The following is a 26,965-nucleotide window of genomic DNA, read 5'->3' on the forward strand; positions in this document are numbered from 1 at the left end:
GTTAGCATCCTCTATTTTTTGAAACCTATACAAGGAACCGCGCACGTTTGTGCCGGCTATCGGTGGCTACTCTAACCTGGATGGTTAAAAAACATTTAATTGAGGTTCTTAAGATGACTATTAATAAGTACTTTGTATTCGTTCCACAGGCTGAGGAACACAACACTTCAAAGGACAACAAAGTGGTAACAGATAAGGAAGCTCAACGTCAGGCTTTAGTAAAACAAGCGCAGCAGCAAGGCGGCTTGTAATCGGCTAGGTTTCAAAACAAAGAGGAGCAGAAATGCTCCTCTTTTTATTTCTTCAACAAACTAGGCTCAACCGGAAATTAAACCCAGCGCCTTTAACTTGCGATACACCGTGTTTCGGCTCACACCAAGTATCCGCGACACTTTACTGACATTCCCGTTGTGCGCTTGATAGGTTTCGATTAGCGTTGTATTGAGCGTAGACTGCAAATCACCGCCCTCTCTGCTCGCTTCTTTGATTGGTTGGCGCTGTAACAACTGCGACAAGTGAGCTGGTATATGCTCCAAACGCAGTTCTGGCTCATCGCTAGCGATCACCGACGAGACTTTGATTAAGTTATCTAACTCTCTAAAATTGCCCGGCCAATGGTAGTTGGTCAACAACTGCATAAGGCTGCTTGAGATAGTTTGCCGATTTTCTCGATGTTTCGCATGGATCGCCTCAATCACTGCCGCTTTGTCTTGGCGATCATTTAGAGCTGGCAACTTCACCATCAAACCATTCAGTCGATAGTACAAATCCTCACGAAATCGCCCTTCTGCGACCAGTTTGGGGAGGTCTTGATGCGTTGCAGCAATCACTTGAATATCAACTTGATGACACTGCGTTGAACCAACAGGCATAACAACCTTGTCTTGGAGTACCGACAACAATCGACATTGTGCATCTAGCGGCATTTCTCCAATCTCATCGAGAAAAAGAATGCCTTTATCCGCTTGTCTAATACGACCTAAATAACCTTGCTTACTCGCCCCCGTAAAAGCCCCCGCAGCATGACCAAACAACTCAGACTCTATCAACTCCTTGGGCAGCGCACCACAATTGACGGTAACCAAAGGCTGGCTGCGTCTGGTGCTCTGTTTATGCAGGGCTTTAACGAACTCCCCTTTACCGACCCCGGTTTCTCCAAGAATCAAAAGGCTAATGTCTTTTCCTATCACTTTAAGTGCCTGCTGCCACGCTTGCTCCACGTAGTGATCCCCATAATGAAGCTCGCAAGAAGCAGACAAGGGAGATTTTCGGCTGCGCTGTTTGTTCAATGAACGCTTTTCAAACACCAGATCGGCGTTGTGGTCGGGCTGTTTTACAACAGTTTCAAACGACTCACCAAGCAAAGGGAAATCAGGCATAAGCTGGCTAGCCACTTGATTGTGCGCCACGATCTGGCCATATTCATCGGCAATCACGATGCCTTGCCAACCACTGTTTAGAACCGATTCATTTTGCGCCAAATTGATCTGCGTTACCCCACCGGGCGCACTTGTGAGTAATTGGTTCTCGACCAGTTGGACCATGTTTTGTACCAACAGTTGGGTCGTCACATCGTGCTTGCTTTGCTCACTTGTGATATCAAGTATCCCGACCAACTCTCCTTGATAATCAAACAACGGACTTGCCGAGCAGCTAATAAAGCGATGCTGTTTAATAAAGTGTTGCTCACCAATAATGGAGACGGCTTTTTTCTCGTAAAGCGCCGTCCCTATCGCATTCGTGCCTTTAAGTCTCTCTTGCCAGCAAGTGCCTGACTCTAGCGCAATCGACATCAAACGCTCTCGAAACCGCTCTTGTCCCCAGCTCGCTAGGATCACCCCTTCTGCGTCGGTCAGAATCAAACGACTGTCTGTTCTCGCCAGGACCTGATTAAAAAGTGGCAAAGCGCACTGCTCCACCGCTTCAATTACCGAGCTTGAATTGTGCATACGCTCTTTTAGGAGTGCACCCGTTACATTGATATCGTCCGGCTTTTTAACCTGTTTCAATCCTGCATTTGAGCTTCGCTCCCAAGAAGAAGCAAGCCAAGACTCTAACTGACGCGTTTGTATATCCATAGCTGTTCCATTTGTGAACAATTAAAGTGTTCCATTTTGGAACAGGTGAACATTTTGTTAACACCTGTTCGCCACATCTGCGTTTTAAACAACACTCTCTACGCCCTGACAACTCTAGCGCGACAAACTTTTTACAACAAGTTTTTAACATCTGGTCTGTGATTTGCGTTATCTGATGAGAAACAATAAATGAGCAACAACGAGTGCTCATCTAACCAAACGAGAAATGTATAAGGATATTTTATGATTTACGCACAACCTGGCAGTCCGGACTCTGTTGTTACCTTCAAAACTCACTATGACAACTTCATCGGTGGAGAATGGGTTAAGCCAACCCGTGGTGAATACTTTGACAACACCTCTCCGATCAATGGTCAGCCTTACTGTAAAGTAGCACGCTCAACCGAAGAGGACATCGAATTGGCACTGGATGCCGCTCACAATGTCCGCGCGACCTGGGCGCAAACCAGTGTCACTGAAAGAGCCAATATCCTCCTCAAAATAGCCGACCGAATTGAAGCAAATCTCGAGGAGCTCGCAGTGGCAGAAACTTGGGAAAACGGAAAACCTGTTCGCGAAACGCTTGCGGCAGATCTGCCACTCGTTGTTGACCATTTTCGTTATTTTGCAGGCTGTATTCGCGCCCAAGAAGGTAGCGCAGCAGAACTGGACGTAAACACCGCAAGTTACCACTTCCCAGAGCCGATCGGCGTGGTTGGTCAGATCATTCCATGGAACTTTCCAATGCTCATGGCGGCTTGGAAACTGGCGCCTGCATTGGCTGCAGGCTGTTGTGTCGTCCTTAAACCAGCGGAGCAAACCCCGACATCAATCTTGTTGTTAATGGAAAAAATCGGCGACCTCATCCCTGCGGGCGTTGTCAACGTCGTCAACGGTTTTGGTAGCGAAGCGGGACAAGCATTGGCCACCAGTAACCGCATTGCCAAGCTTGCATTTACTGGCTCAACGGAAGTCGGTAACCATATTCTGAAATGTGCCGCTGAAAACTTGATTCCATCGACGGTGGAGCTAGGGGGTAAATCACCAAATATCTACTTCCCCGATGTGTTTGATCACGAAGACGAGTACCTAGACAAGTGTATCGAGGGAACTCTGCTCGCCTTCTTTAACCAAGGCGAGGTGTGTACCTGTCCATCACGCGTTCTGGTTCATGAATCTATCTACGACAAATTTGTCGCTAAAGTTGCCGAACGAGCGAAATCGATCCAACAAGGCAATCCATTAGATACCGATACACAAGTGGGGGCGCAAGCCTCTCAAGAACAATTTGACAAGATTCTGAGCTACTTGGAAATTGGACGACAAGAAGGGGCGAAAGTGGTGTTTGGTGGCGATATTGCCAAGCAACAGGATGATTTGGCGTCAGGCTACTACATTCAACCAACGCTGCTTCAAGGTCACAACAAAATGCGCGTGTTCCAAGAAGAGATCTTTGGTCCGGTCATTGCCGTGACGACGTTTAAAGACGAAGCAGAAGCACTGGCGATAGCTAACGACACTGAATATGGCTTGGGCGCTGGTGTGTGGACACGTGACCAAAACCTCGCCTACCGAATGGGGCGCAACATTGAAGCTGGGCGAATCTGGATAAACTGTTACCACGCCTATCCAGCTCACGCGGCGTTCGGTGGATACAAAAAATCAGGTATCGGACGTGAAACCCACAAGATGATGCTAGATCACTACCAAAACACCAAAAACTTGCTGATCAGTTACGATGTCAATCCTTTAGGGTTCTTCTAACGTTGAGAGAAACGAGTGATAAGAGCGCTTTAAGCGCTCTTTTTTTGCTTGGAAGAACCTGAAGAAGACTCGTTGCTTTTGTACTTATCGTAGAGATAGAGCGCAGCGCTAAAGAACAAAGCAACAATAGAGACCGTCAACAGCGCAGGCATTTTGAGCACCCACGCGAACACAGCAGCCAAAAATGCAACGAAGCTAACCATTCGGCTGTTGGACATAACACGACCGAGTTTTCTGTTCATACATCCTCCCATCTTGCGAGATGATTAAACCGCTTTTTCTCGCATTAAGTATCTGACAATTGGACAAAAATAACTCTAAAAGAACCTCAAAAACTATCGCAATGTGATGACTAACACATGATCGCCTATGCGTACGTCGCCCAGAAAAAATAACACGTCATGCCAATACTAGACAGTGCGACAAAATTTTTGATGTGGTGCTGCGCGATGTTTCTTGATACCCGAGCCGCCGCATAGCCCCCTGCTAGTGTGCCAAGCATTACAACAAACCCTCGCTGCCAGTCGACCGCTCCATTCGCAACAAAAAGCACAATGGCGATAATCGAGACGCACGATGAAACAAGCAACTTGATGCCATTCATCTGATTGATATTGCTGTATCCGGCAAGTACTAGGTAGCTGAGAATAACAACACCCAGCCCCGCATTGAAAAAGCCACCGTAAGCGCAAACAAGCACAAGACAAATGGCCAGCGACAATTTGGCCCAAATCGGCGAAATCGTCGAACGACTGGCGAGACGGACGAAAAATTGATTGATATGTTGCCCACAAAGAAAAAGAGCCGTGGCGAACAGTAATAGCCAAGGAATCGACTCGAGGAATGCGCTCTCATCAATCGTCAGCAGAAAGTAAGCGCCTAGCCCTCCGCCGACCAGACTCCAAAGTATGATCGAACCAATCTGCTTAGTCTGTGAGATTTCTTGTTTAAAGCCATAAGCGCCGCTGATGTAGCCGGCACACACAGCAAAGGTATTGGTTGCGTTTGCGGAAATGGGAGGGACACCAACGAAAAGCAGCGTCGGAAAGGTGATAAAACTGCCTCCGCCTGCCACGCTATTTAGAACGCCCCCCAACACGCCCGCGACAAATAACAGAATCCATTCCATAGTATTGTTGCGAAACTGGTTGTTGATGATTTAATGTACTGCACCAACCCTTGGCGGTAAACAACCTATCGACCACACTGAGCTCAAACTCACTGTATCGCCAAAGCTATCTCCTTCCAGTCGCTCAATTCTTTTCGGTAGTGCTCGATTTGTTTATCCGAGGCTTGAGTGGCGATTTCGACAATATAGCGAGTCGCAACATCACGATTGTGTTCAATTTTGCTCCGTAGCATAGGCGAATACAGACTCTCAGAGTCGACAAGTAAGGTGCTCATTTCTCGCTCTGTCGCGTTCAAATCTGACCGCTGGTTCAGCAGTTGGCTGATTCTGATTCGTAAGTTGGTTTGGTGGTCGCTCCAATCCGAAGTCGTAATCTGCAAATCGTTTGACCACTGTTCAACCAAGCGCTCTTGATCCTTTGTTAATCTGCCTAACCAGTTTTCCATGCTTTCTGCGATTCTCTCAGCGTACACTTGGCGAACTTCTTCCTCGTTAAGTTGGCTGTATTTCGCTTTGTATTTGCTGTGCCTGACTCGAATGTTATCCATTAACTCATCCACTTGCTCGTCAGACAGTTTATGTATCAACTGGGCAAGATCAGGCGCAACCCGTTTGACGATGCGATCGGTATGCGCACGCAGCTTCTCCTCCTGCGCGTTTAACTGAGCGGCGGTCAGATTTTTAAGGTCAAGCGTCATCAGCTCGTCCAGATGCTCAACATAGTTAGGTATTTCTTCACTCCGGTGCCACTCACTCAGTAGCGCCACCCTCTGCTCAATCAGCGACTCTTGGTCACTGTTTAGGTCGACATAGTCTTCCAAGTACTCGATCAACAACCAGTCCATGTTGTTGTAGACAAACTTGGTTCCACACCCTACCAACAGCAAACAACACATCAGTGTTACCAACCCAGCTCTCATCATTCATCCTTGCTTTTTATGGTTGCAGAGCATCGTTAACGCCCAATATCAGTATCAAATATCCCATACTCTGATGTCACTATGTCGTCTCTCTGACAAGAAACGAAAGAAAAACACCAATGTCAGGATCGAGCAATCGGCATGTAATCATAATCAACAAATCCTTTACGAAACCTAGGATTATCTTTACATACCTTGACTGACCTCTTACGTAACTGAAGATAGTATGGTTCTCAACGGTTAGCCAAGAGGAGAAACCCGTATGAAAAAAATCATTCTATTAGCATCACTGGTTTTGAGCACATCGGTATTTGCAGCAACGTCAACGGTACAGTCAGAGCGCACCTTTACAACAGATAGTTACGCATCAAAAGAGCAAGCGTATCAAGCGGGTTTTGGCCTCGTGGAGGAGTTCAAACAGATGTCACAAAATGAACTAGAAAATAAACTCGTGACTGGGCCAAATGACGCGATTTACCAGAGTATCATCGTCAACGATATGAACGTCGCGGTGAAAGAGTTTGGAACGATTGACGGCAAGATTGAGTATAAAGCCGTTGTCGATGTCGACTACCAGTACAAACACAGAGAAAGCAACCACAGCTAATCTGCGCTGATTAACCAAACCGCCACTCCTAGAGTGGCGGTTTGCGTCTCTAATACCCGATTTCAGTCACAATCAAACGGTGATCCGATCCACTTGGGCTTTGCTTGCTGTCTCGCTGGCAAATTCTCCGTCCTTCATTCGTGGATTTTAGCCACAAGTGATCAATCGCTATCATAAAGCTTGCTGGCACATACCACTGCTTTACTCGATTAGGCCAACTTGCCACTGGCGCGGTCTGGAAACTGGGGAAAAGACGTGCGAATCGCAAACTAATCGCCGACAGATTAAAATCACCGACGATCAAAACCTCATCATTGGAATGACTGGACAACAAAGAACCCACTTCACTCATTAACGCATTGCGCCGTTGCCACAGCTCTAACGACCTCGGTGAAGGAGGATGAGCCGTCATCAACTGAAAGGCTTGCTGTTTGTTTGGTCGCCATGTTCCTTGAATAATCGCCTGTCGATCGGACGTCCAATACACCGACAAACCACTGAGTTCCGTTTGGCTGAGTATCATCTGCCCAGAAGGATAACCAACGCCCTCTTGTCCCCCGTACATATAAGGATAAATATCGTCCAGCAATTGGATTTTTTCCCCAACAGGCGGCGAGACTTCTTGCAAAACAACCAAATCAAAAGCGTGATTGTGAAGATAGCTGAGCACTTCATTCAGATTTTCGTTGTCATAAAGCAAGTTGTACTGCGCCACCGTAATCGCATTGGCGCATTCATGGGAGACTTTCTGCACACTCACCGGGCTAAGCAGCCAAAAAACAGCAGCAAAACAGCAACTGATGAGCGACCACACCCATCGTTGGCAAAACAAAAGCACACAGGCAACAAAAAGATAGGTGATAAAAAACAGGCTAGGAAATGTGACCACATTTTCCGCCCACCAAGTCACCTCATAAAACGTCAGCGTGACCCAAACTAAAGAGGGAGCAAACACGCCTATCCATATCATCCACCTCAGTTGAATCACTCCTAAGTTGCTAAGAACTCACTCAAGTATGAACAAACTTTCGGGTTATGCACTCTGTATAACCACTTAATTGTGATTTTTAACATTGCAGAATTTGGCGAGCCCGATATGATTGAAACATTTTGAAATATATTTGTTATTCTTTATAACAATTACGCAGCAAGGACCGCCTCTACTTCATGGCTGAGATTACCGATAAAAAGCTCCTCAAGTTAATCACTTATGCTCCTGCTAGCATCGTCGGTGCATTCACGTTGCTTTGGGTTGTGCTTGCTGTAACTGACGTACTGATGGGCTCCCAAGAAAAACTTCTTGCACTCAAAGAGGAGTACCAGCAGCGTGAAAATCAGATCTTAACTAAACAAGTCGAATACGTTGCACAACAGGTCAAGTTTGCCCGTGAACAAACAGAGCAACAACTCGAAGACACCATTCAGTCGCGTATCTATGAAGCACACAACATCGCAACGCGACTCTACGAAAGCAACAAGCACCTACCAGAAGCCGAAGTAACCAAAATCATTACCGATGCCCTTCGCGACATCCGCTTTAACAATGGACGCGGCTACTTTTTTATCTACAAAACCGAAGGGCTCAACGTGATGCATCCGTTGCTTCCGCGCGTGGAAGGCACCTCTCTTTGGGACTTTAAGGACGTTCGCGGCAGTTATATTGTTCGTGAAATGGGCGAACAAGTGAAAGCGAATGGCGAAGCCTTCTATCGTTGGTGGTTCGTCAAACCCGACAACAAAAACAAAGAGTTTGAGAAAATCGGCTTTGGTAAGTATTTCGAACCCTACGATTGGTTCATTGGTACTGGTGATTATGTGGTTGATGTGGAGGACGACATAAAACAAACCGTCTTAGCATGGATTAAAAACCTAAGATTTGGTCAGTTTGGCTATGTCTTCGTATTAGACGCGGACGGCACCATTTTATCGCACATTGATGCCAGCTTGATTGGCAAAAACGCACTCACGCTTGGCAGCGAGATAAACATCGAAGGGGTGCGAGACATTCTTCAATCAGACCAGCAGTTTGTCCACCACCAAGCCATTTACGCCCCACCAGGCGTGTCTGACTTCGCTAAGAGCAGTTACATCCTGAAAGAACCCAAATGGGAATGGCGCATTGGTTCTGGGATTTACGATGAAAATAGCCAACGTTTTATCTTGGAAAGGCAGCAAAAAACGGAAGAAGAACAGCGAAAAGCCGTCGCTCAGATGATCACTATCGGCGTAATTACGACGCTTATAGTGGCCCTGTTCTCGCTTATGATGAGTAAACTGATCGCTTCTCGGTTCGAACGATTTCAAAGCAAGATCAACAGTGACTTTAGCCAGCTGCAGAAGACCAAAGACAAGCTAGAGCACATGGCACTGCACGACGAGCTAACGGGTTTGCCTAATCGCTCTCTGCTGCACGAACACATTAATGCTGGCATCGAGCGCTCGAAAAGCCAATGCCAACAGCTTGCAGTGATGTTCGTCGACTTGGACGATTTCAAAAAAGTAAACGACCTATATGGCCACTCGGCTGGCGACCGTTTATTGAGTGAAATTGGTAAGAAGTTTGAAGCCTTTTTACAACCCGATGAGTTTGTCGCTCGATTCGGCGGAGATGAGTTTATTTTCTGTTTTCCTGAGCTCAATAACTTGGCAGAAACAGAGAAGAAAGTGGAGTTGATCAAAGACGTGTTCAAGCAACAATTTGTTATTGATAACAAAGTCTTATACGCAAGTTGTTCGATCGGTGTCTCCATGTTCCCAACCGATGGTGATGAACCAGAAGATTTGATCTCAAAAGCAGACATTGTTTTGTACAAATCTAAAGCGAGACAAAAAGGCGATGTGTTGTTTTTCGACAGTACCATCAATCAACAAGTTCAGTATGACTTCCTGTTAGAGCGAGAACTTCGCGGTGCCATTGAACGCGGTGAGCTTTCTGTTGTTTACCAACCGCAAATCAACGCCAAGACGGGCAAGATTTACGGTGTCGAGAGCCTTTTGCGTTGGCACAACCCTCAGCTTGGCCATGTTTCCCCTCTCGAATTTATCACTCTGGCGGAGGAAATCGGCCTGATCAGCGAGCTTGGCGAATTTGTCCTTGAACGTTCATGCGAAGAGATCAATAAAATATTCCCCGACAGTGACTTGGCACTCTCTGTCAACATTTCACCCATGCAGCTAGTCAATGAGTCCTTCGTCACTCAACTGCTCTCGGCGAGTGCAAAACACGCGATGCCACCTAATCGCATCACTTTAGAGATTACCGAAAACGTACTCATTAACGATCTGCCCAAGGTGACACCAATCATCAATCAACTTAAAGAGCTGGGCTTTACCATTTCACTCGATGATTTTGGTACCGGTTATTCTTCTCTCAGTTATTTGAGCAACTTGCCACTTGATGAGCTGAAAATTGATCGAATATTCATAGACAAGATGCTCAACTCTGAACAAAGTAACTCATTAGTCAAAGCGATCTTGGCGATTGCTCGCTCTTCGGACATGCGAGTCGTCGCCGAGGGCGTCGAAACACAAGCGCAAAAAGACAGGCTAATAGAATATGGCTGCGATTTATTGCAAGGCTACTTTATTGAGAGACCGCTATCTGCCGATTTGCTGGCGAAGAATTATGCAAGCGGCGCTCAATAGATGAATCATTCACCACTTGTTGGTAATTCGCTGCGAATCTATTAATAAACATGTTAGTATCACACGCTTTTTGACGCACCTCACAGTTATTGTTTATTTCATATGGGGATACATGCATAGGTCATTCATGACGACTGACCAACAAATAGCGAACTTATTGATGTCTAATTTAACGCAGCCAATGGATGGTGACAGTATCAACACCACCAGTGCCGCTGCTAACCGCTCGCAAACTCAACACAACCCGTTCTTCTACAAACTCGACCTGCATAACCCAGTATTTTGGTTAAGTGGTACGTTCCTAACCGCCTTTGTCTTGTTAGCACTGTTTGATGCAGAAAGTCTAACAGGGCTTGTAAACCAAGGCTTCTCTCTGTCAACTCGATACTTTGGTGCGTTCTGGCAAGTACTGCTGCTTGCGAACTTTCTGATTGGCTTATTCATGGCATTGAGCCGTTTAGGAGACGTCCGACTAGGCGCTCTATCTGCCCCTGAAATCGCCAACAGCAAGTGGCTTGCGATTGTTCTGTGCACACTGCTCGCAGGGGGTGGCGTATTTTGGGCGGCTGCGGAGCCTATCGCCCATTACGTTTCTCAGCCACCTCTGTTTTTAGACGGCACCTCGCCACAGAATATGGCTATCAACGCTCTGGCTCAGTCGTTTATGCATTGGGGCTTTTTGGCTTGGGCAATACTTGGCGGCTTGTCGTCCATTGTGCTAATGCACCTGCACTACGAGAAAGGTTTGCCACTAAAGCCAAGAACCTTACTCTATCCCGTTTTCGGTGATCGCATTCATGGTGTCCTTGGCCATATTGCGGATGCCTGTTGTATTGTCGCTGTCGCAGCGGGAACCATCGGACCTATCGGGTTTCTTGGTCTGCAAATTAGCTACGCGCTCAATTCGCTTTTCGACGTTCCCGATACCTTTGCCACTCAAAGCATAGTGATACTCTTTGCCATTCTAGCGTATACGCTATCGGCACTGAGTGGACTTAGCAAAGGTATTCAAATTGTCAGCCGTTACAACGTCATTTTGGCAGTGCTTCTGGTTGGATACCTCTTGGTCTTTGGCCCTACTGGTTTCATCATCGATGGCTATGTGCAAGGTATTGGACGCATGGTGGACAACTTTTTCCCAATGGCACTGTATCGAAATGACAGCGAATGGCTGAGTTGGTGGACGGTCTTCTTCTGGGGATGGTTCATCGGTTACGGCCCAATGATGGCCATTTTCATTGCTCGGATTTCACGAGGCCGCACTCTGCGTCAAATGATTTTGTCTATTAGCATCGCCGCCCCACTGATCACATGCTTTTGGTTCAGTGTTGTTGGGGGAAGTGGCTTAGCGTTTGAGCTCGAATCGCCTGGGCTCATCTCACAAGCATTTGAAGGGTTTAACTTGCCTGCAGCCTTGTTGGCGATTACCGAGCAACTGCCATTTGCTACAGGGATTTCCCTGCTATTTTTGGTACTCACCACCACCTTTATTGTAACAACAGGTGATTCGATGACTTACACCATCTCTGTTGTGATTTCTGGCTCAACGGAACCAAACGGCTTGATGCGCTGCTTTTGGGGTGTGATGATGGGGATCGTCGCGCTCGCGTTGATTTCGGTCGGTTCTGGCGGAATCTCTGCTTTGCAATCGTTTATCGTGATTACCGCAGTTCCCGTATCATTTATTCTGTTACCGAGTCTTTGGGCTGCTCCAACACTCGCAAATAAAATGGCTAAATCACAAGGGCTACTGCGATAGTAGCCCTTACTTAGCCAAAGTCAGTATCGACTGTTCATTCCATAACGATTGGAGAAGTCGTCTTCCATTGCCCCACCTTTCCATTGGGATGGGGCAACAAGTTTGAGTATGTCCATTGCCGTATACTCTTCTCCTGAGAAAATCTTGTTCGCCAGTTCAACACGTAGCTTGTCAAGCTCAGCCTGACTCAAGTCGAGTTTCTCACTTGCTTGCTCGTCAAGCTCATTGCAGAAAAGCGCAACATTGTAGTGCAGGTAACGTTTAGAGGCATTCACTCGTTTCGAAGTCTGAATAACCTGTCCGCAAGAGTAAAATTCTCTTGAACCATAGCCTTTGATCAATTCAGGTGACATCTTTGCAATCATCTTACGTAAGATTCTGCGTTTAAAAAAAGATCGAAATATCGGCATTTATACTCCTCGATTATGGTTATCCGGCCACTATACCACGCAACATGTCGCGATCGATATCACTCCCCATGCGTCTTTTTTGCTTTTCATTTTTGGAAATTATCTTTGCACATTTGATGTTTAACGCATAATAACAAAAGTGTTACTTTATCTCTCATTGGTTACACCGTTTTAAAATCACGCTCAAGCGCTTAATCTTTTTTAACGGCGAGTATATGGATGTAAAACCAAACATTTCCAACTAAACAATTGACTAATTGTTACCTTTTGCCCGCATAGTCTTTGCTATGCGGGCTTTTTTCTGATGAGCGCGACTTCCTCTTCAACCAATTGGCATAAATTAATCAATTGATTAAATAGTGTTGAATTAATCACCTGTTAACTTGCGTGCAACCCCCTATAATTAATCATCTGTTTAATTATTAGAGCGAATCACATGCCCCCCGTTCAACGAAAAGTCGGCAGGCCAAGCGAAAAGACACAAGCACGAGAAAGCTTGATTACGCAATCTCGAGAGCTGTTTACCGTGATGCCTTACGAAAAAGTGTCAACGCGCTTGATTGCCCAGCGTGCTGGCGTCAATGTCGCCATGATTCGCTACTACTTTGGCAGTAAAGAAGGATTGTTCGAGGCAATGCTTCGCGAGACGATGGCGCCTATGCAAGAACAAATGGCCAAGTTACTCGCCAACGGTTCCCAAGCCAATTTCTTGGATATTATGCGTACCTATTACCGTGAAATGATCAAAGTGCCACAGTTTCCTCGTTTGGTGATGCAAGTCATGAACATGTCACCATCTGAGACACAAAGGAAACTGCTTGAAAAAGTGTTCATGGATGTCACGCAGCCCATGCAGCACCTGATGTTTGAGAAAATGACTGGGGGTGGGATTCTCAAACCCGGCGCGGATCCGAAGCTGTGCAAAGTTTCTTACATTAGCTTGATGGTCTTTCCGTTTATCGCTCCCCCCGCGATGCTTGCCATCCACGGGATCGAACTCAATCAAGAATTCCTCGACAAATTACTCGAACACAATATTGAAATGATGAAATTTGGATTTCTCAATACGCAAGGTATCGCCGATGAAAATCAATAAGAAACTTCTGTTCTTTCCCGCCCTTGCTGTGGGAGTTATCGCACTGGTCACAGCGATAAAAATGAAACCTCAATTGCCAGTCAAACCTGCTGGCGATCGCGCTCGAATCGTTGAAACCATACCACTTGAGCTGCGTGCTAGCGCCCCACTCGCGATTGGCTTTGGAAAAGTTGAGCCAAAAGTGGAATGGAAAGCGATCGCCGAAGTGTCGGGAAGAGTCGTATACAGAAACCCGATGCTACAAAAAGGTCAAGTACTCCAAGCCGGTACTGAAGTCATTCGTATCGACCCGCTCGACTACGAGCTCAAACTGGTTCAAGCCCAAGCTGATCTCAAATCTGCCCAAACTTCTTTAGCTAAGCTAAGCCAAGAAGAAGCCAACCTAAAGCAAACGCTAAAAATTGAGAAAAACCGCCTCGCGATTGCCAATAAAGAGTTGGAGCGCAAGCAAAACCTGCGCAAAAAAGGGCTGACTTCTCAATCCGATGTTGACCAGCAAACCCAAAGTGCGTTGTCGCAACGTAAGATCGTGCTGGATATTGAAAATCAAATTGGTCTCATGCCCGATGAGAAAAGAGTGGCTCAAGCTTTGGTGAAAGTGAACGGTTCTAAAGTCGAAGAGGCGCAGCGCTCGCTAGAAAAAACCATCATCACTTTGCCCTACGACCTGCGTATTGCAGAAGTAGACATCGAGCAAGACCAAGTGGTCAATCAACAGCAAACGATGATTGTTGCCCACGGCATCAACACCATGGAGGTGGAGGCGCAATTGTCCATTCACGACATGCATACGCTCGCGTCCAGCCTTGGCGAGTTCGAGCGTGACACGTCGGGCATTCCCAAACCTGATACCTCCTTCATCAATGCGCGTATTGAGCTAAATAGCGGCAACGTTACCGCCACTTGGCCTGCGAAAGTCTCGCGTATCAGTGAAACCGTCGACCCAAATCAGGCGACTGCGGGCGTGATTTTAGAGATCACTCAAGACTATCGCGATCTCAACCCAGCCTCTGCTCCACCACTGGTTAACGGCATGTTTGTGCGTGCCTATATCGAAGGACAAGCCAACCCAAACTGGGTGATCCCTGAGCGCGCACTGCATGGCAACAAAGTCTATCTATTGAATGATCTTAATCAGCTGGATATCCGCCCGGTGGAAGTGCTGTATCGCCGCGATAACCAAGTAATCATTGATGGTGATTTCGAACAAGGCGAAAAGTTGATTCTGAACGATTTGCTTCCCGCAATTGAAGGGATGCAACTGAAAGAAGCCACCGCAGAGGAGCCAAATGTATGATTCGCTTCTTTGCCAAACACCCAACGGCAGCCAACTTGCTGATGCTGACTTTGCTGCTTCTTGGTATTACCTCATTGCCCAATATCAAACGCGAAACCTTCCCCGAGTTTGATCCTCCGTACATCATGGCGGGAGTAGTCTACCCGGGAGCCTCCCCACTAGAGGTTGAAGAGAGCATCTGTGTGCGTATGGAAGACGCCGTTGATGGGCTAGCCAATATTGAAGAGACCCAATGTGAAGCGGTAGAGGGCTCGGCTCGATTAATACTGAAGCTTAATGAAAAAGCCGATATCAGCCGGATGCTCGTCGATGTCCAAACGCAGATTAACGCCATCAACGACTTCCCTCAAGAAATTGAGTCGCCCGTTGTTCAAGAGTTAGATTGGAACGAACCGGTTGTTGATGTGGCGATTACCGCAGACACTACTTGGCCAGAACTCAAAGCGTACGCAGAGCAGCTTAAGCGAACGTTAAAGCTCGATTACGATGTCTCCTTGGTCGATGTAGCAGGCTTTTCTGACCATCAATATCGAGTCGAACTCGACACTCAGGCAATTCGTCAGCTCGGGTTAAGCGTCGGTGATATTGCTGAGCAAATTGGGCGTCAAAATGTCAAATTACCCAGCGGTAATATTGAAACGCCCGATAAGCACTTTCTGATTCGATTTGATGAGCGTCGTATAACACCTGAAGCGCTAGAAACCATTGTGGTTGGTTCGGGTCCAAATGGCTCTCTCATTCGCCTCAAGGACATTGCCACCATTACAGACCGTTTTGAACTTGATGAACAAAAGGTGCTGTTTGATGGTCATCCGTCTGCCCTGCTGAAAATCAGTAAAAATAAAGAAGATGACGCGCTGCGAATCAAAGAACGAGTCTCCCAGTTTGTTCTCGACCAACAGGCCATCGCTCCCGATGGTGTCACGTTAGAACTGACCAATGACCTATCCTCTGTCCTTTGGGATCGTCTCACCATGATGGTCAGCAACGGCTGGCAAGGTATTGTCTTGGTGTTTGCGACCATGTGGCTTTTCTTTAGTCTACGCTACTCTTTTTGGGTGGCGGCGGGATTGCCGGTTGCCTTTTTAGGAGGTTTGTTCCTAATGGCGCAACTGGGGCTGTCGATTAACATCATGTCTTTAGTCGGGTTGCTCATGGCGATTGGTATCATGATGGACGACGCCATTGTGATTGCCGAATCGATTGCTGCCCACCTAGACAGAGGAGAAGAGATAGATAATGCGGTTATCAAAGGCGTTAAAAAAGTACTCCCGGGCGTTATTTCATCGTTCTTAACGACGGTGTGCATCTTCGGCAGCTTACTCTTTTTACAAGGCGAAATGGGCGCGGTGCTCAAGGCGGTGCCTCAAGTTCTCATTTTGGTCCTCACTCTCAGCCTTGTGGAAGCCTTTTTGATTCTGCCAAACCACCTCTCTCATTCACTTCACAAAGAGAAGCGAGAAAAATCACCCGCTAAATTCAAGAAGAAGCTGCTTGATGGCTTTGAGAATTTTCGTAATACCAAACTGGTGTCAGCGGTGGATAAAGTGGTCGAGTATCGCTACGCCTTTATTGGTGGCGTGATTACCCTGTTACTGATTTCGGTGGCAACGATAGTCGGCGGGATACTCAAGTTTCAGCCATTCCCGGAACTCGACGGCGACATCGCTGAGGCGCGCATCATTTTGCCTCCAGGCTCTTCGCTCTCGCAAACCGAATACGTGGTAGAAAAAATCGTCGCATCGGCGGAGAAGCTCGGCAAACAGTGGAGTACAGAAAAAGAAAACGGCACGCCTTTGGTCGAGCACATCACAAGCCAGTTCAACGCCAATGCCGATGCCAATGAATCTGGACCTCACATCGCAACGGTTAGGCTAGACCTACTTGGTGCGGAAAGCAGAAATACCCTTATCGACGAGTTTATCTCCGCATGGCGAGCAGATGTCGGAGAGCTAGCACAGCCGATTTCTTTGGTGTTTAAACAACCCACAATGGGCCCCGGTGGTCGCGCCATTGAGATTCGAGCCAAGCATGACGATCTTGAAGCATTGAAAGCAGCCTCGATTGATATCCAGCAATATTTGAACGAGTTTGATGGTGTTCATGGCGTGCTCGATGACATGCGCATGGGCAAAGAAGAAGTCTTGGTCAAATTGAGACCGGGCGCAGAAACCTATGGTGTCAATGGTCAACTCATCGCGAGCCAGCTCAGAGCCGCCTTCTTTGGCCAAACCGCGGATGAAATCCAAGTTGGCGTTGAGAACATTTCCATCGAAGTTCGTTTGGATAAAGTACAAGCTGGTGACTTACAACAGTTGGCAAACTTCCCAATCATAATGCCAGATGGTAGCCAAATTCCTCTGGCGTCGATTGCAACGCTCGATTTTCAGCGTAACTATGTGCGTATTCAACGTATCGATGGCCTACGTACCATCAGCGTGTTTGGCGATACCGACAATACCAAAGCCAACTCGACCGCAATCATTCGCCAATTCCAGCAAGAAGAAGCCCCTAAGCTACTGAAGAAGTATCCTGGGTTACGTTTCGACTTTGAAGGTGAGGCAAAAGACACCGCGGAAACGGGCGCATCCATGGGTAAAGGCTTTGCATTGGGACTGTTTGGCGTTTTTGCCATTCTTAGCTATCAATTCCGCAGCTATCTCGAACCTTTTGTTGTGATGCTGGCCATTCCTCTCGCCTTTATTGGCGTGGTCTGGGGGCATATCCTTCTTGGCCACTCACTGAGTATGCCAAGCATGATGGGATTTGTGTCTCTGGCTGGTATCGTGGTCAACGACTCCATATTATTGGTGCAATATATAAGGCATCACGTTGATGAAGGGGACAGCGTTCATGACTCTGTGGTTAAAGCCAGCAGAGAACGGTTTAGAGCGGTATTTTTAACCTCGATGACAACAGCGGCGGGGCTATTACCTTTGCTAACAGAGACAAGTTTACAGGCTCAGGTGATTCAGCCTCTGGTGATTTCCATTGTCTTTGGTATCTTCGCCTCGACACTCCTCGTCCTGTTTATGATCCCAGCAGCCTATGCGATTTTGGCTGACTTCGGCCTCGTTCATAAACATGAGGAGATTTAACTCATAGTAAAAAAGCGGCTATCAAGCCGCTTTTTTAAACCCTAATTTACCATGAGAACTGCACACCAGCGCCGCCCATGACATCAGAAGAAATGTTTTTCGTTCCGCTTGCGTAGTTAACAGTGCCTGACACACTCCAACCAGTTCCTTCAAATGAGTGAGCCACACCAATTGCAACCGCTTCAACATCACCAGCGAAGCCTACACCTGCACCAAATGCCGTTTGACCGTTTGCAACCATTGGGCGAGCGTTAACCGTCGCATGTAAACTCGCACCTACTTGGTCCATTCTATCTTCCATTTTTAGAAAACGTTGATTGGTTTCCGCTGCAAAAGCTTCAAAGTCGGCACGAAGGTCATCCACATCACTACGAGGTAAGCCTGCAATCACATCATCGTTAATCGGAGCCTCAATGGATGGTTCCTCTGGTGATGGACGGTCTGGGCTGTTATCTACTGGCGGTTGAGTTGGCGCTTGCTGATTCGCTTCACCTTGGTAAATGGTATTGCCGTCAGAATCCGTCACTACCCAATCACCATTGGCATCTTTAGTTGCGTAGAATCGGTCTCCGTCCGCGTTCACACCCTCCCAAACACCATCTTGGCTTCCAACAATTCGATAGTTTTCACCGTTTACTAAAATATCGCGATCATTTTTGCCACTCACAACATAGTCCAACTTCCCTTCTGTCGTGTTGTCACCGCCCCACATTGGTGGCTGTTTTTCTGGGCGTGGTGGCTGAGGCTCAAGACCAAATCCACCATCAAAATCGACATGATCGCCGTGGATTCTGTTAACCAGGTTTCCGTCAGCGCCAAAAACTTCATAGTGGCCTTCTTGGTTTTTCTTCACATAGAATACATTGCCATTTTCATCTTGAAGCGCCTGAACTTTATCACCCAGCCCACTATCAACCGCGGTGTAAGTGTTGCCATTTGAGTCAGTGACTACGCCAGTGCTGTCATCGACTGACCAGTTGTACCATGCCATAGCAGGAGCTGCAGTGAGTCCAAATGAAGCGATGATTGATGTGATAAGTAATTGCTTTTTCATATGTGTGACTTCCGATTGATGTTCAAAGTTGATATGTGCATTTTGAACATTCACTTGAGTTATTAGAAATCACAATTCAAAATAACCTTAATAAGTATCACTTATCACCAATCAAGCTTGATTTCACCGTCACTTGTTATCGATATTGAATATCGTTACCCTTCATTCAACCAATCAAAAGGATAAAAACTGATATGAGAACGACTCTTAGGGAAAAGGTCATTACAGTCTGCAACAAGAAAATCGCGCAGAAAGGCGATAATGTCGGCGTCTCATTCTATGCATTTTTTGCTAACAAGAATGATGACCCAGAGTTACTAATGGAAGCAGCTACTTGGTGGATTCAAACCCACAAACTCGATCATTTTGAAAAAGCACATAAGATTATCGAAATGGTCGAAGCGGGGAAATAGTCGAATTAAGAAAAGAAAGGCGGAGAACAACTCCGCCTTTGATATTAGTTGGTTAGTGCCGGTTGCTTACGGCTGAACAACCGTTTGATGCGACGAAAAACATTTTTAATGTCTTCCAACATCAAGTAGAGACAAGGCACAAGTATCAGGGTAAGCAAAGTAGCAAACAGAACGGCAAAGCCCAGAGCCACCGCCATAGGAATCACGAACTTGGCCTGCAAGCTGGATTCAAACATGATCGGCAATACCCCAACAAAAGTGGTAATGGACGTGAGTGTAATCGCTCTAAAGCGAGCACATCCAGCTTCAATCACAGCTTGCTTGATCGCCACGCCTTCACTTCTCACTTTGTTGACATAATCGGTCATCACTAACGAGTCGTTAACCACTACCCCCGCCGCCGCAATCAAGCCAAAGGTGGACATCATGCTCAAGTCAAGACCAAACCAGTAGTGCCCCCATATTGCACCAGTAAGGCTAAATGGAATCACCGACATAATGATCAGTGGCTGGGTGTAGCTCTTGAGTGGAATGGCCAACAGCATATAAACAATAATCATGCCCGCGACAAAAAAGATTTTCTGCTCATCTTGTTGGGCTTGCTGCTCTTCAATGGTGCCGCCAAGCTCACTCTTCACGCCCGGATATTTAACAAGGATCTGAGGAATGATTTCTCCGTTGACTTGCTCCATCACCGCACCGGGTTCGACTAATTCCTCATCAATTGAGCCGTATACATAGACGCTTCGGAAGCCTCCTTCACGGCGAATGGTACTTACGCCCGGTTTCTGAGTGATTTCGACGACATCCCCAAGCATGACTTTTTTGCCTTCCGGAGTTGTAATGATGGCGTAACGCAATGACGAGAACGCTTCGCGAGTCAGCTTAGGATAACGAACCATCACTTTGATCTCTTCACCATCACGAAGAACTCGTTGCGCTTCACCTCCGTAAAAGCTTCCGCCAACCTGACTGGCGATATCAAACAAATCCAAGCCTAAGTCGTACGCCACTGGCGCAAGAGACAACAATACCTCTTGGCTTCCGGCATCAATAGAAGAGGAAATATCAAACAAGCCTTCTTGCTGCTTCAGCGTTACAATCAGCTCTCGCCCTGCTTCATTCAATGTGTCGATGTCAGAGCCAAACAGCAAGAATCCAAACTCATCCCCTTTGCCGTCATCGTTAACATTGTCAGAGATCGTCAGCGTCTTTAGACCGGCAATTGCAGGCATTTGCTCACGCCAACGTCTGGCGAGCTCAAAGGTATTAAACGGTCTTAGCTCTTCATCCACTAACGGAATCACCAAGCGCCCTTGTTTACGCCCTTCGTTGAAGGTCAAGATATCCTTGATCATCTTCTGACCGGTTTCTTCGGCGATCACGTCATCAATTGAAAGCACCGTGCTCTCAATCTGTTTTAACGCCGAGATAGTTTGCTCACTCGATACATTGTCATTCATTACCAGCTTAATGCTAGGAAAATCATGAGGCACTTTAGGCGAAGGCACGATACGTACATAGTTCGCCATCACCATTGCAATACTGATGACCAGCAAAGCGACAAAGCCACTAAACACACTCCAACGCCAGTGCGTACATAGCGTGACAAATCGTTTGTACGGACCATTAACAAAGCTGAAGAAGCGAGTATTGAATCGATCGCGCCAACTCCCCTTCTTAATAGGCTTGAACTTTGAGTGCGCCAAGTGAGACGGCAAAATCAGTTTTGATTCGATCAGGCTGAATAACAGACACAAGATCACAATTGAGGCGATGCCGAAGAAGAAAGCACGCTCAATCCCTTTGGACATCAAGAACGGGGCAAACACCGCAATCGTGGTAAGCACGCCGAATGTCGCAGGGGTTGCGACACGTTTTACACCGCGAACGACGTTTTCAACACCACCACCATTTTTCTCTATTTCAGTGTACGCACTCTCACCAATGACAATGGCATCGTCGACCACGATACCGAGTACCATAATGAAGGCAAACAAGGACACAATATTGATACTAACGCCAATCGCTGGCATCAACATGACCGCACCCAAGAAACAAACCGGTAAGCCTACCATCACCCACATTGCCAGTTTGAAGCGTAAGAATATACTCAACATCAACGCGACCAACACCGCGCCTTGAAGTAAATTCTTCAGCATCATGTCGAGACGCGCATTAAGGTAGTACGTCATGTCGACCAAGGTTTTGATGGTCAAATCCGATGGCAACGCTTTGTTTTTCTCTTCGATGTAACTCTTCACCGACTCCGCAACTGCCACCATATTTTGATCTTTGGTCGCTTTCACTGAGAGGTAAATGGCATTTTCACCCGAGTACTTAAAGTATCGATCGTCTTCGGTAAACCCATCTTTGATGGTGGCAATATCTTGAAGTAAAACCTTGCCCCCATTGGCGCCTATTTTGACGGGGATTTGGCGAAACTCTTCGCCGCTGTAGTATTGATTTTCAATACGCACGGAGATCATCCCAGCGTTCGTACGCACTTCACCCGCAGAATAGTTAGCCGAATAACGTTGAATCGCTTTGCTGACATCATTCAACGTTAAGCTGTATTTTTGCAGGATGCGTGGTTCGATCTCGATTGCGATCTCATATTCAGGCGCGCCCAACTCCACCAAAGCGACATTATTGAGTTGTAGCAGTTCATCTTCAATTTGCTTGGCAATCGGTTTTAGTTCAAGCAGCGAGCGATTACCGACAATCGCCATTTCAATCACATCTTGTCGAAACTCGAATTGGTAGACCTGCACCGGCTCCATTCCTGCGGGAAAGTTGGCGATAGAGTCGACTTTTTGCTTCACTTTGTCGAGAACGTCTTCGATCTCCTCATCCACATCGATTTCAAGTTCAATGGAACCTTGACCACGACTCGCGGTTGAGATCGCTTTCTTGATGCCTGTGACATCTTTAAGCGACTCTTCGACCTTGATTAAGATGCTCTCTTCGATTTCTTGCGGCGACGCACCTGGATACTGCGCACTCACGTTGATGTAGTTCACTTCAATATTGGGGAACATCTGCCTCTGAATGAAGAAAAAGCTCGCGGTTCCTACAATCAGAATGAACACCATCAATAAGTTCGCCGCCACCGAATTGTTGGCGAAATAAGCAATTAAGCCCTTTTGCTTAGTCTCTTCCATGTGGCGCTCCTAAAAAATAATCGCTTCATCTGACACGTTAACATCAACAAGCAGACCTTTTTGCGGATACTCCGGAACGGTCAGCACGATTTGGTCATCATCTGAGAGACCTCCCGCAATCAACATAAACTCTTTTTCTGCTCTCACTACGTTGACCGTTCTTGGCTCTAGCTCGTTGTTCTCGTTGACTACCCAAACCTGCTGATTGTTGACCAACTCTTGTGGCAAGCGATAGATCTGCTCTAGCTCTTTGCCAACAAACTGAACCTCGACATAAGAACCGAATTTGACTGGCTTCTTGTCTGAGGCGATCCCATAAGGGTCTTCCACTCTTACGACGACATTAATCATTCGGGTACTCGTGTCTACCACGCCAAGATCGCGCTCAATCGCGCCTTCACGTTCAACCGTGTTTAATCCTCGTAACAACACTTTGGCTGGGAGACCTGCATAGCTTTCAGGCAAGAACGCGCTATCAAACCCAGCAATCGGAATGTGGATCTCTCCCGCTTCAACGTTATTGAGTGTCGCGACATGCGCCCCTGCGGTAATGAACTGACCGACACCAATATCTCGCGCGACGACCAATGCATCATAAGGGGCAACCACTTTACAGTTGTCTAGGTCTCTCTTGGCGCGTTTCAATGCCGCTTGTGCTGATTTAACTTGTGCGGTCGCACTCAACACCTGAGGTTTGCGTAGGTAGAGATCTGTGACCTGCTTTTGAGGGAGATTTTTGGCTTGGCGCTTAGCAACTTCTGCCTTCGCTTTCTCTTCGATCAGCATTGCCTGAGCACTTGCCAATTGCGCTTGAGCTTGAAGAACCGCCGCTTGGTAGTTGTCGCTTTCGATCTCAAACAACACTTCTCCACGTTTGACGACGCCACCGACAACAAAGTTACGGTGCCAACTGATCACTTCACCGGAAACCTGTGCAGAAAGCTGGGTTACCTCGACAGGTTGTAGCTCTCCGTGGCTCGAGATAACAACGTTATAGTTGCTTGAACGAATCGGTGAAACGGTAACAACTGGCAAGCTCTTGTTTGGTTTAGCCGAATCAGGCTCTGGTTCGGTTGACGCAATCGCACTGTAGCCTCCGTATGCCCCGGCTAAAATGACACATGGCAGTAACCAACGTAACGACTTAGATATCATGACTATTCCTTATCTAGGTATGGTGCATAGCATTCTCTGACGCTGAGCGTGCGCTAAGAATGAGAATTATAATTTTTATACGTTCAGACTCATGCTTCGACATCAATAGAATCAAAACTATCCATAAGAATGAGAGTATTTATAGAACTCATTAATATTGATTTAGCCGCTCAGAACTTCCAGCTATACAGCAAAGTACATGCCACTAGATTATTTGATAATAATCAACCACTTATAGTATGAAATATCTCATTTAAACTATAGACATGGCGAATATAAAGCAGTTTAGGTATTTTTCACCAGTATCAAGTTCGGCATATTGGTGACAGATCAGCAAGAAAGAAGAGAATGAAGAGTATAAACAGCAGAAATGAAAAAGGAGCCTGTATGAGGCTCCTTCTAGAATGCTTGGATTTCCAAAGAGTTTAGGAATCGATTAAGCTTTTTTTAGGCTTTTCACTGGGTAAGTCAGAGTCATGCCGTCAACGCTAACGCGAATGTACGCGCCGCCACTGCTAATACCAACAACGACCATTTGGCCTAGATCGATACCTTGTGTAGCCACTACTACATCATCAATAGAAAACATATTAAACACCTTAAAGAAAGACGATGAAAATCTAGGTGCGTATTTAATATGAACTGCGCCTCATGTACTAATCGGGTATTTTGTCGTTAGGATAAGATTTTGTATTCATATACTTAACGCTTAAGTACGGCAAAGGAATCACAATGAAAAACTTGGATGTAATCTACCTATTTGATTGGGGCAACACCTTGATGTTCGATGACCCAACCCAACACGGCAAGATGTTACATTGGCCAACCATCTTAGCAATGCCGGGGGCAAAAGAAACGCTAAAGCACCTTTGCGCTTCCCACTCCATCTATGTTGCCACCAACGCTCAAGACTCAAACGAGTCAGAAATACAGCAGGCATTTCAACGCGTAGAGCTGGATCAGTACATCAGTGGTTATTTCTGCAAAGCCAATCTGGGTATTGATAAAAATGATTCTGCTTATTACTCACGCGTTGCTGAAAAACTTAATGTGCGCTGCAATCAACTTGTCATGGTCGGTGATACGCTCGAGAAAGATATTGTTCCCGCATTAGCCGCGGGGTGCCAAGCCATCTATCTAAACCGAGAAAACAGGAAGGTGTCAGACGCTATTCCACAGATTCACTCTTTGGACGCGCTCATTAACAAAACGGCTTAGCATCATGCTAAGCCGTTTATTATACTTTAGGCGTTGCTCGGTTGAGGCTGATATCGGCCAGGCTTGTGATTCATCGCTAAGATGAGGTTGGTCGCAACAGCACCTAGTATAGATAGCGCAATCAGAGACACATCAACAATGAACAGCGACATTACTACAATCGAACAGTCTAGCGCCATTTGAACCTTGCCAGCGCGAATGCCGAAACGCTCTTGGAGGAAAAGCGCAAGGATGTTAAATCCACCTAAGCTCATTTTGTGGCGGAAGATGACTAACATACCAATGCCGATTAAACCGCCACCAATCAAGGCTGCGTACAGGGGGTCGATTCGCGCAATTTCAATCACGTTGTGCAAATGGTCCACGGCTAAAGAAACGATGGAAACCGCGATAAAGGTGTTAATCGTAAATCGCCAGCCCATCCGCATCACGGACAATAAATAGAAAGGTAGGTTCAAGGCAAAGAAAACTTGCCCGAAACTAAAGTCGGTCACTTTCGTCAAAAATATTGCTAAACCTGCGGTTCCACCAGTAAGTAGCCCTACTTGGCTAAAAAAGATGACTCCAAGTGACACCAATGCACTGCCTAAAGTGAGTGCAAGTAAGTTTTCTCGTAAGCTGTGTTCATTATCCATAATGTACTATCCCTGTATAACTGGCTTAAAAAGCAGACATAAGCCAAAACAGGGATAAGATGTCTATTATTGGAACTAAAGTCGAGTGACTAAGGCCATAAAGCATTTATAAAAGATGTTAAAATTTATTTACACCTTGCATGTAAGGATACTTAGCGGTTGAATCAACTGGGGTGTTTTCTAACCTGAGCGAGCTCCACAACATCACTTGTGGAAGATTGACACTGCATGGTTTCGCCATCGTAACAGCAAGGTCCTTTTACATGCTTAGAACGATACATGGCTTCGTCTGCCATGCTAAGCAGTACTTCTTTGTTTCTCGTACTGTCGGGGAAGTGGCTCACGCCAATACTGGCGCTGATCGACAGCTCTCGTCCATTGAAACCAATCGGCTCACATATGGCTTGCATAATTTGCTCGACCTTTTGCGGTAGAATGTCAAAATTGTTCAGCAAATCGAGACAAATCACAAACTCATCGCCCCCTAGTCGCCCTACAAAATCTGACTGACGAATCGCGTTGCTCAATCGGTTTGCCACGTTGACTAAAATGGCGTCTCCCGCATCATGCCCGTATGTGTCGTTGACCACCTTAAAGTCATCAAGATCAATAAATAGAATCGCCAATTTGCACTTGGTTCGATTGGCTTTCACGATCGCATTTTCGAGCGATTTATCGAATGCGCGGCGATTGTATAACCCCGTTAGCGGATCATGCTCTGAAAGGAAAATCAATTGCTCGTGTTTTTTCTCAAGCTGCATGGTTTGGCGTTTCACCTCTTCTTCTAACTCATGTTTGGTCACCGTTGATTCACGCAGCGAGATAGTCATTTGGTTAAAGAAAAACGCGATGCCTTTAAATTCAGAGTCCATGGAAGCGGTGTCCACTTTTGCTTCAAGATTGCCTTTGGCCAACGCAACAATGGCTTCTTTGACCGACTCGGCATCGGATTTGAAACGCAGCAGAATGAGCCAGGCAATAAAACTGACCAGCAGTGAACAGACGATCAACCACGCCGCGGCGGATTTCATGACATTAGAAAGGTTGCTCGCGCTTCGGTCGACCACCACTTGGTGAACATGCGCCAACTCTTCGGTCATGTTCTGTACAATCATGTTGTAGCGCGAATGAAGTAAACCAAACGCATTGATCCCCTCCTCGCTTGCCACGTCTCGGTCATAGAGCTGCTTCTCTTGGGTCAATAAGGCTTGTAAGCTTTGGTTCATCCTTTGCAAATTGTCGAATCGAGCGCCCTGTTCGCCATAAGCTGTAAGCTGCGTGGCAAGCTCCGCTTGGGCATACTCCACCTGCTTAAGACTGGATTGATCACCAAACTGCAGAAATACCCATAACTGGCTGCGAAGTAGGTCGACTCTTAGTTGAAGGTCAATGATGGTATCAAGCTCAGATTTGGTCTGATTTTGTTCGCTGTTAATCTTGGCAAACGACGCCACAATCAGTAGCGTCAACAACATGGTGGTTGTCGACAGCAGAAACAGTTTTTTAAACAGTGAACTGATCAT

General features: G+C 46.5%; 22 protein-coding genes. 10 read left to right on the plus strand and 12 right to left on the minus strand.

The window, feature by feature from the left end; genetic code table 11:
- Positions 1 to 113: 113 nt before the first annotated feature.
- A complete protein-coding gene (locus RJ47_RS21365; RefSeq protein WP_005473628.1) occupies positions 114 to 251 on the plus strand; it encodes a hypothetical protein in 138 nt (45 codons plus the stop codon).
- 66 nt (positions 252 to 317) lie between these two features.
- Here the strand turns inward: RJ47_RS21365 and RJ47_RS02030 are convergent, their stop codons facing one another.
- Positions 318 to 2,078, minus strand: a complete 1,761-nt coding sequence (locus RJ47_RS02030; RefSeq protein WP_039480911.1) for a sigma-54-dependent Fis family transcriptional regulator — start codon at positions 2,076 to 2,078, stop codon at positions 318 to 320.
- 243 nt (positions 2,079 to 2,321) lie between these two features.
- Between RJ47_RS02030 and RJ47_RS02035 the strand changes: the two genes are divergently transcribed.
- Positions 2,322 to 3,842, plus strand: coding sequence for an aldehyde dehydrogenase family protein (locus RJ47_RS02035; RefSeq protein WP_005473641.1), 1,521 nt, complete (start codon positions 2,322 to 2,324; stop codon positions 3,840 to 3,842).
- 29 nt (positions 3,843 to 3,871) lie between these two features.
- Here the strand turns inward: RJ47_RS02035 and RJ47_RS02040 are convergent, their stop codons facing one another.
- The 3 genes from RJ47_RS02040 to RJ47_RS02050 all read right to left on the minus strand — a co-directional run bounded on the left by RJ47_RS02040 (position 3,872) and on the right by RJ47_RS02050 (position 5,894).
- The gene (locus RJ47_RS02040; RefSeq protein ID WP_038136403.1) at positions 3,872 to 4,084 is read right to left on the minus strand and encodes a hypothetical protein; all 213 of its coding nucleotides are present in this window, start codon (positions 4,082 to 4,084) and stop codon (positions 3,872 to 3,874) included.
- Positions 4,085 to 4,209: 125 nt separating this feature from the next.
- Positions 4,210 to 4,971: a sulfite exporter TauE/SafE family protein gene (locus tag RJ47_RS02045; RefSeq protein ID WP_039480915.1), complete on the minus strand. Its 762-nt coding sequence runs from the start codon at positions 4,969 to 4,971 to the stop codon at positions 4,210 to 4,212.
- An 89-nt stretch (positions 4,972 to 5,060) separates the two neighbouring features.
- Positions 5,061 to 5,894, minus strand: coding sequence for a DUF6279 family lipoprotein (locus RJ47_RS02050; RefSeq protein WP_039480918.1), 834 nt, complete (start codon positions 5,892 to 5,894; stop codon positions 5,061 to 5,063).
- 259 nt (positions 5,895 to 6,153) lie between these two features.
- Here RJ47_RS02050 and RJ47_RS02055 point away from each other — a divergent pair, with 259 nt between their 5' ends.
- Complete coding sequence (locus RJ47_RS02055; RefSeq protein ID WP_038136396.1) at positions 6,154 to 6,498, plus strand: DUF3316 domain-containing protein; 345 nt, start codon at positions 6,154 to 6,156, stop codon at positions 6,496 to 6,498.
- Positions 6,499 to 6,547: 49 nt separating this feature from the next.
- Here the strand turns inward: RJ47_RS02055 and RJ47_RS02060 are convergent, their stop codons facing one another.
- Positions 6,548 to 7,468, minus strand: coding sequence for an endonuclease/exonuclease/phosphatase family protein (locus tag RJ47_RS02060; protein WP_038136394.1), 921 nt, complete (start codon positions 7,466 to 7,468; stop codon positions 6,548 to 6,550).
- Positions 7,469 to 7,665: 197 nt separating this feature from the next.
- Here RJ47_RS02060 and RJ47_RS02065 point away from each other — a divergent pair, with 197 nt between their 5' ends.
- Together RJ47_RS02065 and RJ47_RS02070 are read left to right on the plus strand one after the other, a co-directional pair.
- The gene (locus tag RJ47_RS02065; protein ID WP_039480922.1) at positions 7,666 to 10,143 is read left to right on the plus strand and encodes a cache domain-containing protein; all 2,478 of its coding nucleotides are present in this window, start codon (positions 7,666 to 7,668) and stop codon (positions 10,141 to 10,143) included.
- A gap of 160 nt (positions 10,144 to 10,303) precedes the next feature.
- Positions 10,304 to 11,902, plus strand: a complete 1,599-nt coding sequence (locus RJ47_RS02070; RefSeq protein WP_197058120.1) for a BCCT family transporter — start codon at positions 10,304 to 10,306, stop codon at positions 11,900 to 11,902.
- A gap of 20 nt (positions 11,903 to 11,922) precedes the next feature.
- Here the strand turns inward: RJ47_RS02070 and RJ47_RS02075 are convergent, their stop codons facing one another.
- Complete coding sequence (locus tag RJ47_RS02075; protein ID WP_038136390.1) at positions 11,923 to 12,312, minus strand: DUF6559 family protein; 390 nt, start codon at positions 12,310 to 12,312, stop codon at positions 11,923 to 11,925.
- 436 nt (positions 12,313 to 12,748) lie between these two features.
- Between RJ47_RS02075 and RJ47_RS02080 the strand changes: the two genes are divergently transcribed.
- The 3 genes from RJ47_RS02080 to RJ47_RS02090 are packed head-to-tail and all read left to right on the plus strand — an operon-like array spanning position 12,749 to position 17,803.
- Positions 12,749 to 13,408, plus strand: a complete 660-nt coding sequence (locus tag RJ47_RS02080; RefSeq protein WP_039480928.1) for a TetR/AcrR family transcriptional regulator — start codon at positions 12,749 to 12,751, stop codon at positions 13,406 to 13,408.
- Positions 13,395 to 14,705 (plus strand): efflux RND transporter periplasmic adaptor subunit, encoded by a 1,311-nt coding sequence (locus RJ47_RS02085; protein ID WP_038136386.1) that lies wholly within the window; start codon positions 13,395 to 13,397, stop codon positions 14,703 to 14,705. The genes RJ47_RS02080 and RJ47_RS02085 overlap by 14 nt, the downstream gene beginning before the upstream one ends.
- Positions 14,702 to 17,803, plus strand: coding sequence for an efflux RND transporter permease subunit (locus tag RJ47_RS02090; RefSeq protein WP_039480930.1), 3,102 nt, complete (start codon positions 14,702 to 14,704; stop codon positions 17,801 to 17,803). The genes RJ47_RS02085 and RJ47_RS02090 overlap by 4 nt, the downstream gene beginning before the upstream one ends.
- A 46-nt stretch (positions 17,804 to 17,849) precedes the next feature.
- Here RJ47_RS02090 and RJ47_RS20665 read toward each other — a convergent pair whose 3' ends face one another.
- The gene (locus RJ47_RS20665) at positions 17,850 to 18,857 is read right to left on the minus strand and encodes a YadA C-terminal domain-containing protein (protein WP_052132461.1); all 1,008 of its coding nucleotides are present in this window, start codon (positions 18,855 to 18,857) and stop codon (positions 17,850 to 17,852) included.
- A gap of 194 nt (positions 18,858 to 19,051) precedes the next feature.
- Here RJ47_RS20665 and RJ47_RS02100 point away from each other — a divergent pair, with 194 nt between their 5' ends.
- Positions 19,052 to 19,270 carry a DUF6500 family protein gene (locus RJ47_RS02100; protein ID WP_038136381.1) on the plus strand — a complete coding sequence of 73 codons (219 nt, stop codon included), beginning with the start codon at positions 19,052 to 19,054 and terminating at the stop codon, positions 19,268 to 19,270.
- A gap of 44 nt (positions 19,271 to 19,314) precedes the next feature.
- On the opposite strand, the gene RJ47_RS02105 is transcribed toward RJ47_RS02100, so the two are convergent.
- The 3 genes from RJ47_RS02105 to RJ47_RS21370 all read right to left on the minus strand — a co-directional run bounded on the left by RJ47_RS02105 (position 19,315) and on the right by RJ47_RS21370 (position 24,178).
- The gene (locus tag RJ47_RS02105; RefSeq protein ID WP_039480932.1) at positions 19,315 to 22,434 is read right to left on the minus strand and encodes an efflux RND transporter permease subunit; all 3,120 of its coding nucleotides are present in this window, start codon (positions 22,432 to 22,434) and stop codon (positions 19,315 to 19,317) included.
- A gap of 9 nt (positions 22,435 to 22,443) precedes the next feature.
- On the minus strand, positions 22,444 to 23,589 hold the full coding sequence (locus RJ47_RS02110; protein ID WP_039480934.1) for an efflux RND transporter periplasmic adaptor subunit: 1,146 nt from the start codon (positions 23,587 to 23,589) through the stop codon (positions 22,444 to 22,446).
- A gap of 436 nt (positions 23,590 to 24,025) precedes the next feature.
- The gene (locus RJ47_RS21370) at positions 24,026 to 24,178 is read right to left on the minus strand and encodes a hypothetical protein (protein WP_005476051.1); all 153 of its coding nucleotides are present in this window, start codon (positions 24,176 to 24,178) and stop codon (positions 24,026 to 24,028) included.
- A 143-nt stretch (positions 24,179 to 24,321) separates the two neighbouring features.
- Here RJ47_RS21370 and RJ47_RS02115 point away from each other — a divergent pair, with 143 nt between their 5' ends.
- Entirely contained in the window at positions 24,322 to 24,807 is a 486-nt protein-coding gene (locus tag RJ47_RS02115; RefSeq protein ID WP_039480936.1) for an HAD family hydrolase, read from the plus strand.
- Between the two features lie 26 nt (positions 24,808 to 24,833).
- On the opposite strand, the gene RJ47_RS02120 is transcribed toward RJ47_RS02115, so the two are convergent.
- The gene (locus tag RJ47_RS02120) at positions 24,834 to 25,442 is read right to left on the minus strand and encodes a YitT family protein (protein WP_038136373.1); all 609 of its coding nucleotides are present in this window, start codon (positions 25,440 to 25,442) and stop codon (positions 24,834 to 24,836) included.
- Positions 25,443 to 25,606: 164 nt separating this feature from the next.
- Positions 25,607 to 26,965 (minus strand): GGDEF domain-containing protein, encoded by a 1,359-nt coding sequence (locus RJ47_RS02125; RefSeq protein ID WP_005476116.1) that lies wholly within the window; start codon positions 26,963 to 26,965, stop codon positions 25,607 to 25,609.

This window comes from Vibrio sinaloensis (genome assembly GCF_000808535.1).
Taxonomy (GTDB): Bacteria; Pseudomonadota; Gammaproteobacteria; order Enterobacterales; family Vibrionaceae; genus Vibrio; species Vibrio sinaloensis_D.